General features: G+C 72.3%; 15 protein-coding genes. 12 read left to right on the top strand and 3 right to left on the bottom strand.

The window, feature by feature from the left end:
- The first annotated feature begins 169 nt into the window (after positions 1-169).
- The 8 genes from ABZU91_RS06365 to ABZU91_RS06330 all read left to right on the top strand — a co-directional run bounded on the left by ABZU91_RS06365 (position 170) and on the right by ABZU91_RS06330 (position 7,006).
- Positions 170-658, top strand: coding sequence for a Na(+)/H(+) antiporter subunit C (locus ABZU91_RS06365; RefSeq protein ID WP_355234755.1), 489 nt, complete (start codon positions 170-172; stop codon positions 656-658).
- Positions 655-2,160, top strand: a complete 1,506-nt coding sequence (locus ABZU91_RS06360) for a Na+/H+ antiporter subunit D (protein WP_355234752.1) — start codon at positions 655-657, stop codon at positions 2,158-2,160. The genes ABZU91_RS06365 and ABZU91_RS06360 overlap by 4 nt, the downstream gene beginning before the upstream one ends.
- Positions 2,157-2,765 carry a Na+/H+ antiporter subunit E gene (locus tag ABZU91_RS06355; protein ID WP_355234749.1) on the top strand — a complete coding sequence of 203 codons (609 nt, stop codon included), beginning with the start codon at positions 2,157-2,159 and terminating at the stop codon, positions 2,763-2,765. Before ABZU91_RS06360 ends, ABZU91_RS06355 begins: the two co-directional genes overlap by 4 nt.
- Positions 2,762-3,025: a monovalent cation/H+ antiporter complex subunit F gene (locus tag ABZU91_RS06350; protein WP_355234746.1), complete on the top strand. Its 264-nt coding sequence runs from the start codon at positions 2,762-2,764 to the stop codon at positions 3,023-3,025. The genes ABZU91_RS06355 and ABZU91_RS06350 overlap by 4 nt, the downstream gene beginning before the upstream one ends.
- A gap of 17 nt (positions 3,026-3,042) precedes the next feature.
- Positions 3,043-3,408: a monovalent cation/H(+) antiporter subunit G gene (mnhG, locus tag ABZU91_RS06345; protein ID WP_355234826.1), complete on the top strand. Its 366-nt coding sequence runs from the start codon at positions 3,043-3,045 to the stop codon at positions 3,406-3,408.
- A 161-nt stretch (positions 3,409-3,569) separates the two neighbouring features.
- Positions 3,570-4,937: a hemolysin family protein gene (locus ABZU91_RS06340; RefSeq protein WP_355234743.1), complete on the top strand. Its 1,368-nt coding sequence runs from the start codon at positions 3,570-3,572 to the stop codon at positions 4,935-4,937.
- Positions 4,934-5,998 (top strand): hemolysin family protein, encoded by a 1,065-nt coding sequence (locus ABZU91_RS06335; protein WP_355234740.1) that lies wholly within the window; start codon positions 4,934-4,936, stop codon positions 5,996-5,998. Before ABZU91_RS06340 ends, ABZU91_RS06335 begins: the two co-directional genes overlap by 4 nt.
- Positions 5,999-6,076: 78 nt before the next feature.
- Positions 6,077-7,006, top strand: a complete 930-nt coding sequence (locus tag ABZU91_RS06330) for a sporulation protein (protein WP_355234737.1) — start codon at positions 6,077-6,079, stop codon at positions 7,004-7,006.
- 193 nt (positions 7,007-7,199) lie between these two features.
- Here ABZU91_RS06330 and leuE read toward each other — a convergent pair whose 3' ends face one another.
- Both leuE and ABZU91_RS06320 read right to left on the bottom strand, forming a co-directional pair.
- Complete coding sequence (gene leuE / locus ABZU91_RS06325) at positions 7,200-7,871, bottom strand: leucine efflux protein LeuE (RefSeq protein ID WP_355234734.1); 672 nt, start codon at positions 7,869-7,871, stop codon at positions 7,200-7,202.
- Complete coding sequence (locus ABZU91_RS06320) at positions 7,871-9,112, bottom strand: bifunctional pyridoxamine 5'-phosphate oxidase family protein/GNAT family N-acetyltransferase (RefSeq protein ID WP_355234731.1); 1,242 nt, start codon at positions 9,110-9,112, stop codon at positions 7,871-7,873. The genes leuE and ABZU91_RS06320 overlap by 1 nt, the downstream gene beginning before the upstream one ends.
- A 34-nt stretch (positions 9,113-9,146) precedes the next feature.
- Between ABZU91_RS06320 and ABZU91_RS06315 the strand changes: the two genes are divergently transcribed.
- A complete protein-coding gene (locus ABZU91_RS06315; RefSeq protein WP_355234728.1) occupies positions 9,147-10,487 on the top strand; it encodes an aminotransferase class I/II-fold pyridoxal phosphate-dependent enzyme in 1,341 nt (446 codons plus the stop codon).
- Between the two features lie 282 nt (positions 10,488-10,769).
- Positions 10,770-11,474 carry a UdgX family uracil-DNA binding protein gene (locus ABZU91_RS06310; protein WP_355234725.1) on the top strand — a complete coding sequence of 235 codons (705 nt, stop codon included), beginning with the start codon at positions 10,770-10,772 and terminating at the stop codon, positions 11,472-11,474.
- 24 nt (positions 11,475-11,498) lie between these two features.
- On the opposite strand, the gene ABZU91_RS06305 is transcribed toward ABZU91_RS06310, so the two are convergent.
- Complete coding sequence (locus ABZU91_RS06305; protein ID WP_355234722.1) at positions 11,499-11,669, bottom strand: hypothetical protein; 171 nt, start codon at positions 11,667-11,669, stop codon at positions 11,499-11,501.
- A 1-nt stretch (position 11,670) separates the two neighbouring features.
- Here ABZU91_RS06305 and ABZU91_RS06300 point away from each other — a divergent pair, with 1 nt between their 5' ends.
- Positions 11,671-12,219: a TetR/AcrR family transcriptional regulator C-terminal domain-containing protein gene (locus tag ABZU91_RS06300; protein WP_355234719.1), complete on the top strand. Its 549-nt coding sequence runs from the start codon at positions 11,671-11,673 to the stop codon at positions 12,217-12,219.
- Between the two features lie 121 nt (positions 12,220-12,340).
- Positions 12,341-13,945 (top strand): FAD-dependent oxidoreductase, encoded by a 1,605-nt coding sequence (locus ABZU91_RS06295; protein WP_355234716.1) that lies wholly within the window; start codon positions 12,341-12,343, stop codon positions 13,943-13,945.
- The last annotated feature ends 95 nt before the right edge of the window (positions 13,946-14,040 follow it).

Here is a 14,040-nt window from a genome sequence, read left to right as displayed (position 1 = left end):
GGAGTGAGCCGGGTTTGCGAGCCCCGCAGTCGCGAACCTCAGGTGGTGCCGTGAGCGCGAGGAGTGAGCCGGGTTTGCGAGCCCCGCAGTCGCGAACCTCAGGTGGTGCCGTGAGCGCGAGGAGTGAGCCGGGTTTGCGAGCCCCGCAGTCGCGAACAGAGGAAGCGCCGTGACGGCGGGTGGCGCCGGGCCCACGGTGGTGTTGGTGCTCGCCGTCGCGGTGCTCGTCGGGTGTGGCGTGATCCTGCTGCTGGAGCGCAGCCTCACCCGGATCCTGCTCGGCGTGATCCTGCTCGGCAACGGGGTCAACCTGCTGATCCTGCTGGGTGGCCGATCGGGTGGCGCTCCGGTCGTGGGCACCGGCCCGGTGGACCGGATGAGTGATCCGTTGGCACAGGCGATGGTGCTGACCGCCATCGTGATCATGTTCGGGTTCACCGCGTTCCTGCTCGCCGTGGCGTACCGGAGCTGGTATCTCACCGGCGACGACGAGGTGCCCGACGACCTGGAGGACCGCCAGATCATCCGGCGTGCCGAGCAGCACGAGGTGAGCGCCGCCGACCGTGGTGGGGAGGGCCCGGGCAGCGACCCGGAGCAGGTCGACCCGGAGCCGGCCCGCCGCCGACTCCGGCGTGGCAGGGGGGAGGGCCGGTCGTGAGCAGGCTCCTGCCGCTGCCGGTGGTGGTGCCGCTGCTCGGGGCGGCGCTGACCCTGCTGCTGGCCGACCGTCCCCGGGTGCAGCGTACGGTCAGCGTGCTCTGCCTGGCGGTGACGTTCACGGTCGCGGTGGTGCTGCTGGTGCAGGCGTACCGGCACGGGCCGGTGGTGCTCGCGGTCGGCGGGTGGCCGCCACCGGTCGGCATCGTGCTGGTGGCCGACCAGTTGGCCGCGCTGATGCTGGTGGTGTCCTCGGCGGTCACCCTCTGCGTGCTGGTGTACTCGATCGGGCAGGGTCGCAGCGAGACCAGCGAGAGCGCGCCGGTGGTGATCTTCCACCCGACGTACCTGGTGCTCACCGCGGGCGTCACCAACGCGTTCCTGGCGGGAGACCTGTTCAACCTGTTCGTCGGCTTCGAGATCCTGCTGGCGGCCAGCTTCGTGCTGATCACGCTGGGCGGCACCGAGACGCGCATCCGCACCGGCTCGACGTACGTGGTGGTCAGCATCCTCTCCTCGATGATCTTCCTGACCGCGGTGGGACTGGTGTACGCGGCCACCGGCACGCTCAACATGGCGCAGCTCGCCCAGCGTCTCGACGACCTGCCGGACAACGTCCGCGTGACCCTGCAACTGATGCTGCTGCTCGCGTTCGCGATCAAGGCCGCGGTCTTCCCGCTGTCGGCCTGGCTGCCGGACAGCTATCCCACGGCTCCCGCCCCGGTCACCGCCGTGTTCGCGGGGCTGCTCACCAAGGTGGGCGTGTACGCGATCATCCGTACCGAGACGTTGCTGTTCCCGGACGGCCAGGTCGACGGCCTGCTCATGGTCGTCGCCGGGTTGACCATGGTGGTCGGCATCCTCGGCGCGGTGGCGCAGTCGGACATGAAGCGGCTCTTCTCGTTCACGCTGGTCAGCCATATCGGCTACATGATCTTCGGGGTGGCGCTGAGCACCGCGGCCGGTCTTGCCGGCGCGATCTTCTACGTGGTGCACCACATCACCATCCAGACGACCCTGTTCCTGGTCGCCGGACTTGTCGAGGAGCGTGCCGGCAGCACCGACCTGCGCCGTCTCGGCGGGCTGGCCCGGATGGCGCCTCTTCTGGGCGTCCTCTTCTTCGTCCCGGCGATGAACCTCGCCGGAGTGCCCCCGTTCTCCGGGTTCCTGGGCAAGCTCGGCCTGCTCCAGGCCGGGGTGGCGGCCGGCGGGGCGCTGCCCGCGGCGCTGGTGGCGGCAGGGACGCTCACCAGCCTGCTCACCCTGTACGTGACCTCCCGGGTGTGGAACATCGCGTTCTGGCGGGCGCCCCGGATCGCCACCGACGAACCCGTCGTCCGACTGCCCGCCCTGACCGTCGGCGCGACAATCGCCCTGGTCGCCCTGGGGGCCTCGCTGACCGTGCTGGCCGGTCCGCTCTTCGACGTCACCGCCGACGCGGCCGGCGACCTGCTCTCGCGTACCCCGTACGTGCGGGCGGTGCTGCCCGGGGGCGTGCCGTGACGGGCCCGCGTGGCACGCCCCCGACGGGCGCTGCCCCGACGCCGGGCCGGCGGCTCGGGCGTCGGCGGGACCAGACGCTGGCGCTGGGCTGGCTGGTGCTCGTCTGGAACCTGCTCTGGGGTGACATCACCGTGGCGAACATCATCGGCGGCCTGCTGGTGGGCGGCGCGGTGCTGCTGTTCTTCCCGCTGCCCGCGGTGACCTTCGCCGGACGGTTGCGGCCCGTGGCGCTGCTGGCGTTCGCGGGTCGGTTCGCCGTCGAACTGGTCACCGCGAGCCTGCACATCGCCCGGATCGCCGTGCAACCCGGCTACCGACCCCGCGGGGCGATCATCGCCGTCCGGTTGCGGGTGCGGACGGACCTGAACCTGGCGCTCACGGCCGAGGCGGTCTCGCTGGTGCCCGGCACGCTGATCCTCGAACTGGACCGGGAGTCGGCGACGCTCTACCTGCACGTGCTGGACACCCACGGGCCGGCGGATCTGGCGCTCGCCCGGGACCGCACCCTCGACATCGAGCGCCGGATCGTCCGGGCGGTCGGCAGCGCGGCGGAGCTGCGCCGCGTCGAGCCCGGTCCCGTCGAGAAGGGAAGCCCGTCCCAATGATCATCTTCCTGGCCGTCGTCCTCACCGTCCTGTTGTCGGTGACCGCGCTGCTCGCGCTGATCCGGCTCTACCGGGGTCCCTCGCTGCTGGACCGGGTGATCGCCGCGGACATGCTGCTCTCCACCATGGTGGGCGCGGTCGGCGCGGAGGCCGCTGTCAACCGGCACGCCAGCACGCTGCCCGTGCTGGTGGTGATCTCCCTGCTCGGCTTCGTCGGGTCCGTCTCGCTGGTCCGCTTCGCCGTCCGGGAGCAGTCGTGACGGCGGGCGTGTTCGCGATGATCGCCGACTGGCTCGGTGCCGCCTGCCTGGTCGGTGGCGCGCTGCTCGCCCTGGCCGCCGGCATCGGCGTGCTGCGCTTTCCGGACGCCCTCTCCCGGATGCACGCGGCCACCAAGCCCCAGGTGCTGGGCCTGCTCCTGCTGCTGCTCGGGATCGCGCTGCGGCTCCGGTCCCCGGCCGATCTCGGCATGATCCTGCTGGTGGGCGTCTTCCAGTTGGCCACCGCGCCGGTCGCGGCACAGATGATCGGTCGGGCCGCGTACCGGTCCGGTCGGCTCGACCGCGGCCTGCTCGACGCCGACGAGCTGGCCGAGCGCGGGTCGACGGCCGCGCGGGGTGACGGCCGGTCCCAGCCGGAATGAACAGGACGATCGACGCCTTCGGCCCACCCCCAGCGGAGTCCCAGGCGACGCCGATAAAATGACCGCATGATCGACTCTTCTGCCCAGGAGGGCAGCAGTAGCCAGCCGGGTCGTGCCCGGCATATTCCCGTCCCGACGACTCCGGGAGCCCTGAGCGACAGGTGCTGATCGTCGTCGGTCTTCTCTTGATCATCGTGCTCACCGCCGCCACCGGTTACTTCGTGGCGCAGGAGTTCGGCTATGTCGCCGTGGACCGGGGCAAGCTGCGCCAGCTCGCCGACGACGGCGACCAGGCCGCCGCCCGGGCCCTCACCGTCACCAGCCGGCTCTCCTTCGTGCTCTCCGGCGCGCAACTCGGCATCACCGTCACAGCGCTGCTGGTCGGTTACGTCGCCGAGCCGTACCTCGGCGGCGGCCTCGCCGACCTGTTCGGCGTCGTCGGTCTCGGCGAGTCGGTCAGCCTGCCGCTGTCGGTGGCGCTGGCCCTGGTCATCGCCACCGTCGTCCAGATGGTCCTCGGCGAGCTGGCGCCGAAGAACCTCGCCATCGCGCGGGCCGTGCCGCTGGCCCGGGCGCTGAGCCGGTCCACCCTCGCCTACCTGGCCGTGGCCGGGCCGGTGATCCGGCTCTTCGACCGCGCGTCGGTACGCCTGCTGCGTCGGGTCGGCATCGAGCCGATCGAGGAGCTGCCCAGCGGGGCCACTCCCGCCGACCTGGAACAGATCATCGCCGAGTCGCGCGAGGAGGGCAGCCTGGACGCCGAGATGTCCACGCTGCTCGACCGGGGGCTCGACTTCCGGGAGCTGACCGCCGGCGAGGCCATGGTGCCCCGGGTCGACGTGCACACCGTCCGGGCCCACGAGCCGGTGAGCCGGGTGGTCGAGCTGCTGGACACCGGTCACTCCCGCTTTCCCGTACGCGGTACGGAGGGCGTCGACGACCTGCTCGGCATCGTCGGCATCGCCGACGTGCTGGGCGTACCTCCCGCGGAACGTGCCACCACCCCGGTGAGCGCGGTCGCGGGGCCGCCGCTGCTCGTACCGGAGACCCTGCCCCTGCCCACGGTGCTGGACCGCCTGCGGTCCGGGCACCGGCAGATGGCCTGCGTGGTCGACGAGTATGGCGGCTTCGCCGGTGTGATCACGCTGGAGGACATCGCCGAGGAGCTGGTCGGCCCCATCCGGGACGAGGACGACCCGCCGGAGCGGGCACCCGCCCGACAGGACGACGGGTCGTGGGTGGTGCCGGCCCGCTGGCGGATCGACGAGGTCGCCGACAGCACCGGCATCGCGCTGCCCGAGGCCCCGGAGTACGACACGCTCTCCGGGCTGGTCATGCGGGAGCTGGGTCGGGTGCCGGAGGTCGGCGACCGGCTGGAGATCAGCCTGCTGCCCGAGGGCGCCGAGGTCGACGAGGGCGAGGTGGCGCCCCGGGCACTGGTCGAGGTGCTCGCCGTGGACCGGCACGTCGCCGACTCGGTACGGCTGCAACTCACCGACCGCGGCGAGCGGCACGAGGTGTCGGCATGAGCCCCGGCATCGCACTGATCAGCTCGGGCGTCCTCCTGGCGTTGAACGGGTTCTTCGTGGCCGCCGAGTTCGCCCTGGTGGCCAGCAAGCGGTACCGGCTGGAGCAGGCGGCGGCCAGCGGCGGCCGGGCGGCCAGAGCCGCGCTGGACGGCGTCCGCGAGCTGTCCCTGATGTTGGCGGGGGCGCAGCTGGGCATCACCCTGTGCACCCTGGGGCTCGGCGCGCTGGCCGAGCCGGCGATCGAGCATCTGGTCAGCCCGCTGTTGCACGTCGTGGGGCTGCCCGACGCGGCCAGTCACGTGGTCGCCCTGGTCTTCGCCCTCGGGTTGGTGACCTTCCTGCACCTGGTGGTGGGGGAGATGGCGCCGAAGTCGTGGGCGATCACCGACGCCGAGCGGTCGGCCACGCTGCTCGCGTTGCCGTTCCGGGCCTTCGCCCGGGTGTCCCGCCCGGTGCTGTCGGCGTTGAACGCGCTGGCCAACGCGATCCTGCGGCTGGTCGGCGTCAACCAGCAGGACCAGCTCGCCCAGGTGCACGGCCCGGACGAGCTGCGGATGCTGCTGGAGCAGTCCCGCGAGCACGGGCTGCTCGGCGCGGAGCAGCACCAACTGCTCACCAGCATGCTCGAGTTGCAGGGCACGTCGGTGGCACAGGTGATGGAGCCGTTCTCCACCATGGTCACCGTGCGGCGCGACGACCCGGCCGAGCGGATCGAGCAGGTCAGCCGGGACAGCGGCCGGTCGCGGCTGGCGGTGCTGGACGCGGGCGGCGACGTCTGCGGCCTGGTGCACGTCCGGGAGGCGGTACGGGTGGTCACCACCGGTCGGGTCGCCACCGCCGAGGAGTTGATGACCCCGGCGTTCACCCTGCCGGCGACGTCCACGGTCACCGAGGCGGTGGCCGCGATGCGCGCGCGGCAGTCGCAGCTCGCGCTGGTCCGCAACGGCGGTGGCCCGGCCCGCCCGATCGGCTTCGTCGCCCTGGAGGACCTGCTGGAGGAGGTCATCGGCGAATTCGACGACGAGACCGACACGGTGCCCCGCGGTCGGCGACTCCGTTAGGGCGGCTCCTCTTCGGCGAAGTTCCAGGTGATCACGCGCCGGTTCCGCGACAGTTGAGGTGAGCTGGCGGGGGGCGCGGTGCGGTTGACGGGGGTGTCTCGGGAGTCCGGCTGGACCGGGCTGTCCGTGCAGACGACGCTTCCGAACCCGAGCACCCGTCCGGGCCTGCGCCTGCCCGGACGGGTGACGCTCGCCGCCGGGCCGGACGACGTACTCGTCCGCCACGTCCGGCTCGGCCTGGTCACGACGGTCGAGCCGGACGACCCGGCGGCTCCCCGACGTCTCATGCAGTTCTTCCACCTGCCGATCGCCGGGCGGTTCGTCGTCCCCGCGGGCCGTCGACGGGCGGTGGACTTCGCGCTGCCGCTGCCGTGGGAGACGCCGGTGACCACGTTCGGCGGGGTGCCGTTGCTGAGTCTTCGGATGGGCCTACGGACCGAGGTGTCCGTCGAGCCGGACCTGGACCAGGGGGCGATGGTGCCGGTCTTCGTGCACCCGGTCCCCACCCAGCAGCACGTGCTGGCGGCGTTGGACACGCTCGGCTTCTCGATCCGCCAGGCCGGGCTGGTCGAGGGTGGCCTGCCCGGGGTGGGGCACACTCTCCCGCTGCACCAGCGGTGGGGCTACTGGGTGGGTCCCCTCTACGCCGGCCCGATCACCGAGCTGGAACTGATCTTCGTGACGAACTCGGCGGGCCTCGAAGTGATCACCTGGATGGACCGACGGCTGGCGCTGGCCGGCATCACCCACCAGAGCATCAGCCGGTTCCGGATCTGGCACGCGGACGCCGGTCAGCGGGACTGGGTCGCCACCGTCGACGGCTGGCTCCGCCATGCCGTCAACCGCCACGCCGCAGCCGCCGCCCACGCCGACTGGTCCGCGCAGATCGGCCATTCCGCCCACGTCAGCCGCCATCCCGACGCGCCGATCAAACCGGGCTACGGCCTGGGCGGCACAGCGGGAAGCGGAGGCGTAGGCAGCGGCTCCGGCGGAGGCGACGGCACCTAACCCCACCCCACCCACGCCCGCGCCCAGGCCCGCGCCCCACGCCCGCGCCCCGCGCCCGCGCCCCACTACCACGCCGATCTTGCACTTACTGTTGTCGCAAAGCGGTGCGAAGAGTGCATATAGACAGCACAAAGTGCAAGATCGCGGGGAGCGGGGAGCGGGGAGCGGGGAGCGGGGAGCGGAGAGGGGTGGGTTAGCCCGCGGTGGCGGTGGCTAGTTTGAGGCTGAAGGCTAGGAAGAGCGTTGCTACCGCCGTGGTGCCGCCCACCGCGAGGCGACGGCGGCGGCGGAACTGGGTCGCCAGGAACGTCCCCGCGAAGATCAGCGCGGTCAGGTAGAGCGCGCTGGCGACCTGGGCGATCAGGCCGAGCAGCAGGAACGACAGTGCCGGCCAGGCATAGGCGGGGTCGACGAACTGGATGAAGAACGAGATGAAGAACAGGATCGCCTTCGGATTCAGCAGGCTGATCACCAGCGCCTTGCGGAACGGGCTGCGCAGCTGCGCCGGCTCGGCGGCGTCGATGAGCCGCGGCGTGCTCGGGTCGTTGCGGTCGCGCCAGCGCCGCCAGGCGCCGCGCAGCATGGTCACCCCGACATAACCGAGGTACGCGGCGCCGGCGTACTTGATCACCAGGAACAGCGGCGGGTACGCCTTGAGCAGCGACGCCACTCCGGCTGCGGAGAGGATCATCAGCACCCCGTCGCCGACGAACACCCCGCCCGCCGCCCGGTAGCCGACGCCCACGCCCCGTTTGGCGGCGGTGGAGAGCACGAAGAGCGAGTTCGGCCCGGGCAGCAGGATGATGGCCACGGTGCCCAGCACGTACGTCCAGATGTCGGTGATCCCCAGCACGCCCGTCATCATCAGGCCGCGGGTGCCGTACCGCGAAGTCTTTTCCGCAGCATGGCCTGTGCGTTCGGCCACTCGTCGACGGTCATCGCGTACTGCACCGTGTCCCGCCAGGAGCCGTCCGGGCGCTGGCGGTGCATCCGCAGCACTCCCTCCCGGGTGGCGCCGAGTCGTTCGATGGCCGCCTGGGAGCGTTCGTTGCGGATGTCGGTGTGCCAGGCGACCCGTACCGCGCCCAGGTCGTCGAAGGCCCGGCCGAGCAGCAGCAGCTTGGCCTCGGTGTTGATTCCGGTACGCCACCAGGGTCGGCCGAGGAAGGTGTGCCCGATCGCCACCGACCGCCGCTCCGGGTCGATCTCGTAGTAGGAGGTGCTGCCGACCACCGTCCCGGTCACCGCGCAGCGCTGCACCCAGGGCACCCGCTCGCCGCGCTGCTGTGCGGCCAGAGCGTCGGCGATGACCTCGGCGGTGCCGGCCGGCTCGGTGGGCCGCGGGACGGTGAGGTGCCGCCAGACGTCGTCGTCGGCGGTGGCGGCGTGCAGGTCGTCGGCGTGCGTCGGGTCCAGCGGCTCCAACCGGACGTGCTCGCCGCTCAGCGTCGCCGGGTCGTGCCAGGGCGTACGGGCCGTGCGCAGGTACGCCGGTAGGGCAGCGGTGACCCCGGCGGCGGGCTGCGGTAGGCCGGCGGTCAGCCTCAGTGGCAGGACGCCGGCCCAGTGCGGCAGGTGCAGGTCGGCTTCGTCCTCGCGGACCCCGCCGGTGCGGGACCGGACGGACACCTCCCGCAGGGGCAGCGCCAGCACTGCGGTCTCGGCCAGTTCGCGCCGACTCGGTGGGCGACTGTCCGTGCTGCGGCCGGCGCCCACCTTCTCGACGAGCGCGGTGAGCACGGCGCTCTTCTCCTGGGCGTCGGTGACGAGTCGCGCGGTGCCGAGCGCGACCACCGAGCGGTAGTTGGCGCTGTGGTGGAACTGCGATCGGGCGTAGACCAGCCCGTCGAGCAGCGTCACCGCGACGCAGACGGCCAGCCCGTCGCCCCGGGCGGCGAGCAGGGGACGGCTGCCGGTGGAGCCGTGCAGGTAGAGCGTGTCGCCGATGCGGACGTGCAGGGTGGGCAGCACCCGGGGTTCGCCGTCCACGGTGAAGCCGAAGGAGCAGTGGTACGCCTCGTCCAGCACGGCGTGTGCCGCCGCGCGGTCGTAGCTCATCCGGTCGCGGGAGCGGGTCGGGATGGTCCGGGCGGTGGGTGGATACATGCGCGCCCCTTTGTGCTAGTACAATCTCTTATTTGTGTCAGCACGCTATCAGTTCACCGGGACGACCGCCGTCGCGATTTCGGCCAGCATCGAGTCGGGCATCCGTACCGGCGCCCTGGCCCCTGGGGTCAGCCTGCCCTCGGTGCGCGCTCTCGCCGCCGACCTCGGCGTCAGCCCGGCCACCGTTGCCCGCGCCTACCAGGAGCTGCGCCAACGTGGCGTGCTCGCCACCGCCGGGCGGCACGGCACCCGCGTCCGCCCGCGTCCACCGGTGGCCGCCCGCCGCTCCGCCCTACGCCCCGCACCACTGCCGGACGCCCGCGACCTGTCCCGGGGCGAGCCCGACCCCCGACTGCTGCCCCCGATCGGCCCGCACCTGGCCGCGCTCGCCGCCGACGTCGGCCCGCCGGTCGGCTACGCGCAGGCCGGAGTGCTCCCGGAGTTGGCCGAGGTCGCCCGCGCCCGGCTGAGCGCCGACGGCGTACCCGTCGAGGACCTCACCCTCACCGGTGGCGCGCTGGACGGCATCGAACGCCTCCTCGGTGCCCACCTGCGCCCCGGTGACGCGGTGGCGGTGGAGGATCCGGGCTGGGCAAATCTGCTCGACCTGGTCGCCGCCCTTGGGCTGCGGTCCATCGGCGTACCCGTGGACGACGAGGGCCCCCTGACCGCCGGGGTGGCGGCCGCGCTGACCGCCGGAGCGCGGGCGCTGGTCGTCACCAGCCGGGCCCAGAACCCGACCGGCGCCGCCGTCTCCGCCGCTCGCGCCACGGAGCTGCGCGCGCTGCTCGCCGGGCGGCAGGACCTGCTGCTCATCGAGGACGACCACGCCGCCGAACTGGCCCGCGTACCCCTGCATCCGCTTGCCGGCGCGGCCGGAAGCTGGGCCTTCGTGCGGTCGGTGAGCAAGCCCTTCGGTCCGGACCTGCGGCTGGCGGTGCTGGCCGGCGACGAGACCACCGTGGCCCGGGTGACCGGTCGGACGCGTGTCGGCGCCGGCTGGGTGTCCACCGTGCTGCAACGGTTGGTGCTCGCCCTGTGGCGGGACCCGGCGGTCGACGAGCTGGTGCGCCGGGCGGCGCAGAGCTACGAGCTGCGGCGCGAAGGGCTGCTGGCCGCGCTGGCCGAGCACGGCCTGACGGCGCACGGTCGCACGGGCATCAACGTCTGGCTGCCGGTTCTGGACGAGACCAGCGCGGTGACCGCGTTGCGCGACGCCGGCTGGGCGGTCGCGCCCGGCGCCCTCTACCGGATCGCCGCGCCGCCAGCCCTGCGCGTCACCATCAGTTCCCTGGCCGTCGAGGACATGACGCCGCTGGCCGCCGCCCTGGCGCGCGCCGCCCATCCCGTCGCACCCTCCGGCTTCGCCACCTGACCCGTCGGCCGGCGACCCGATCGGGCGTTGTCGCGGCACAAGAGGGGTTTGGCGCGTCCGGGGCGGGTATGCGCGCCGACGGAGGTGGCTGACATGGCTTCAGGCGGCAATCGAGGGCTCTGGATCGGGGTCGCGGTCGCGGTCATCGTGATCATCATCGTGCTGATCGCGCTCGCGTCGTGTGGTGGCGGCGGCGGTGGGGGCGGGTACTGACGTGGCGCGGCCACGTTCGGGCCGGGGCGTAAGCGGCAGCGCGTACCGAACGGGTATATAACAAGCGGCATGGCCGAGCAGACCGACGCAGCTCCCGGCGCCCAGCGGTTCATCCCGCCCGAGGCCGACACCATCGACGAGCTGCGGGCGGCCTCGGGCGGCTGTCGCGGCTGCGAGCTGTACCGGGACGCCACGCAGACCGTCTTCGGGCGGGGTGACGAGAGCGCCCGCGTGGTGCTCGTCGGCGAGCAGCCCGGCGACATGGAGGACCAGAAGGGTCTGCCCTTCGTCGGTCCCGCGGGCCGGCTGTTGCGCAAGGCCGTCGACGACGCCGGGCTCGATCCGGCCGCGCTCTACCTCACGAACGCTGTGAAGCACTTTCGTTTCGAGGTGCGCGGCAAGCGGCGCATCCACCAGACGCCGGACCGGATTCACATCACCGCCTGTCGTCCCTGGTTGGTCGCCGAGTTCGCCCGGCTAGACCCGGCGGTCGTCGTGGTGCTCGGCGCCACCGCCGCGAAGGCGCTGCTCGGCCCGTCCTTCCGGGTGACGAGGCAGCGCGGCGAACTGCTGCCCTGGCCCGCGTCGGCCCAGCATCCCGAGGACTTCCAGCGGGTTCCGGTGGACAGTGCCGGCGCGGTGGCGGACGCTCCGCGGACCCGGCTGCTGGCGACCATCCACCCGTCCGCCGTCCTGCGCGCCGACGACCAGGACGCGGCGTACGAGGGGCTGGTCGCCGACCTCACCGTGGCCGCCCGCGCCTTTGCCGGATAACCGCGAGCTGCCGTCTGCGGGGCGTCAGCCGGCGGTGTCGGAGTACACCTCGACGTCGTAGAGCAACTGGACGTTGCGGCGGCCGTTGGTGACGCCGACGAAGACCCGGACACAGCGCAGGCCACCACTGACGATCGACCGGATCGTGGACGCGGCGGTCGACCTGCTCGACGAGCACGGCACCGACGGTCTCACGATGCGCAGCCTCGCCCAGCGCCTCACCGTGACGGCGACCGCCCTGTGCTGGCACGTGCGGACGAAGGACGACGTGCTGGACCTGGCGATGGACCAGATCTTCGGCGACGTGCCGATTCCGGGCGCGACCGACGACTGGCCGGAGGACGTCCGCGTCCTCGTCCGAGGCTGGCGCTCCGCCATGCTCCGGCATCCCTGGGCGCCGGGCCTGGTCGGGCGTCCGATGCTCGGCCCCAATGTGCTGGCCCGCACCGAGTTCCTCCAGGCGGCGCTGGTGCGTGGCGGTTGCCGTGGCCGTCACCTCGCGGCGGCGACGCGAACACTTGCCAACTACGTCATCGGCGCCTCGCTCACCGAAGCCACGTGGCGCAGGAGCGTCGACCCGGACGCGCGGGCCGCCGCCCGCGACCATGTCGCCGCACACGCCGACGCCTACCCGACCCTCAACGCCTCCGGCCATCTCGACGACGACCGGTGGGACGACGACCTGTTGTTCGAGGACGGCCTGGACGGCGTCCTCCGCTCGGTGGCGCGGCACCCGCCGTCCTGAGTGTCCCGACAGGGGCCGGACGCGCGGCGTCCGAGCGATACCTACCGGAAACGGCGACGCGTGATCGACGTAACACGTCCTCTACAGACTCACCTGAGTCGATCTTGTAGGGGAGGCGTTCATGAGCGATCAGACGCAGTCGACGGTGAGCCGGCGTGGATTCCTACGCGCGGTCGGGATCAGCGGCGGGGCCGGTGCGATGCTCGCCACGATGGGAGCCATGGGTCTCGCGCCCAGCGCCGCCGCCTCGGCGACCCCGGCGTTCCGGGCGCCCGAGCCGTCCGACTTCACCCTGACCGGGCGGCCGGGCGTCAGCGTCGTCGTGCTCGGCGGTGGCATCGCGGGGCTCACCACGGCGTACGAGCTGGGCAAGGCCGGTTACCACTGCACGGTCCTGGAGGCGCGGCACCGTGTCGGCGGGCGGAACCTGACCATCCGGGGCGGCGACGTCGAGACCGACCTCGACGGCCACACCCAGCGGGCCGGCTTCTCCGACGGCGTCTACTTCAACGCCGGACCGGGCCGGATCGCACAGTGGATGGTCACCATGGACTACTGCCGCGAGCTGGGCGTACCTGTCGAGGTCTTCACCAACCAGAACGCCGACGCCTGGATCTACAACGAGTCCGCCGGCATGACGGAGCCGATCCGCTACCGCACCGCCAAGGCCGACGTCTACGGCTACGTGTCGGAACTGCTCGCCAAGGCCACCGACCAGGGTGCGCTGGACGCGCGGCTCACCACCGAGGACCGGGACCGGCTGCTGTCGTTCCTGCAGAGCCTCGGCGCGATCGGTGGACGGGCCAGCGACTGGGCGTACACCGGCACCACCCGGCGTGGTTTCTCCGCGTACCCCGGCGCGGGCAACGACGTGGGGAGTCCGCTCGGCACGCCGCCAGCGCTCTCCGACGTCTTCGCCAGCAACGTGGGCCGGTACTTCTCCTTCGAGTTCGGCTACGACCAGGCCATGCTGATGTTCCAGCCGGTCGGAGGCATGGACCAGATCCCCCGCGCCCTCGCCAAGGCTGTCGGCGGGCATCGCATCCACCTCAACGCCGAGGTGACCGGGGTGACCGACCGGGGCAGCCGGGTCGAGGTGACCTACCGGCAGGGCGGCCGGCAGTCGCAGATCACCGCCGACTACTGCGTGGCCGCCCTGCCGCCACACCTGATGGCCCGGGTGCCGCACAACCTCGGCGCCTCCGTGACCGCCGCGCTGGCCGACTTCCCCGTCACCGCCGCCGGCAAGATCGGCCTGGAGTACCGCAGTCGCTGGTGGGAGACCGACCAGCGGATCTACGGCGGCATCACGGAGACCGATCTGGACCTGTCGCACATCTGGTACCCGTCCTACGGCTACCACGGCAAGCGTGGCCTGGTCGTCGGCTACTACAACACCGGGGCGAACGCCCGGGCGTACAGCGGGCTCACCCCGGAGCTGCGTCAGGAGCGGGCGGTCAGCCAGGGCATCAAGATCCACGGTGACAAGTACCGCAGCGAGCTGGTCACCTCGTACTCGCACGCCTGGGACCGGACCCGCTACATCGAGGGCGCCTGGACCTCGCCCCGCTACGGCACGGCCGGGTACGACCTGCTGCTCCAGCCGGCCGGGCGGGTCTACTTCGCCGGGGACTGGCTGAGCCACGAGGTGGCCTGGCAGCACGGCGCGTTCGTGGCAGCCCGTGCGGCGGTGTCGGCCCTGCACCAGCGGGTGATGACCGGCTGACCGTCCACCCCGGCCCCTCCCTTCGACGCCGACCAGGATCTGCGCAACTTCGGGGAAACTGCTGCTTCCCGGCGCGCCGAGCCAGCAACTTCCCT

Source organism: Micromonospora sp. NPDC005174, from assembly GCF_040608495.1.
In the GTDB taxonomy this organism is placed as follows: Bacteria; Actinomycetota; Actinomycetes; order Mycobacteriales; family Micromonosporaceae; genus Micromonospora.
Note: the sequence above shows the minus strand (reverse complement) of the source record. Positions and strands in the feature narration are given on the sequence as shown.

Coding starts and splice junctions, on each gene's coding strand:
- ABZU91_RS06350 (WP_355234746.1), top strand. CDS start 2,762: ATGATCATCTTCCTGGCCGTCGTCCTCACCGTCCTGTTGTCGGTGACC.
- mnhG (WP_355234826.1), top strand. CDS start 3,043: ATGATCGCCGACTGGCTCGGTGCCGCCTGCCTGGTCGGTGGCGCGCTG.
- ABZU91_RS06335 (WP_355234740.1), top strand. CDS start 4,934: ATGAGCCCCGGCATCGCACTGATCAGCTCGGGCGTCCTCCTGGCGTTG.
- leuE (WP_355234734.1), bottom strand. CDS start 7,871: ATGATGACGGGCGTGCTGGGGATCACCGACATCTGGACGTACGTGCTG.
- ABZU91_RS06320 (WP_355234731.1), bottom strand. CDS start 9,112: ATGTATCCACCCACCGCCCGGACCATCCCGACCCGCTCCCGCGACCGG.
- ABZU91_RS06310 (WP_355234725.1), top strand. CDS start 10,770: ATGGCCGAGCAGACCGACGCAGCTCCCGGCGCCCAGCGGTTCATCCCG.
- ABZU91_RS06300 (WP_355234719.1), top strand. CDS start 11,671: ATGCGCAGCCTCGCCCAGCGCCTCACCGTGACGGCGACCGCCCTGTGC.
- ABZU91_RS06295 (WP_355234716.1), top strand. CDS start 12,341: ATGAGCGATCAGACGCAGTCGACGGTGAGCCGGCGTGGATTCCTACGC.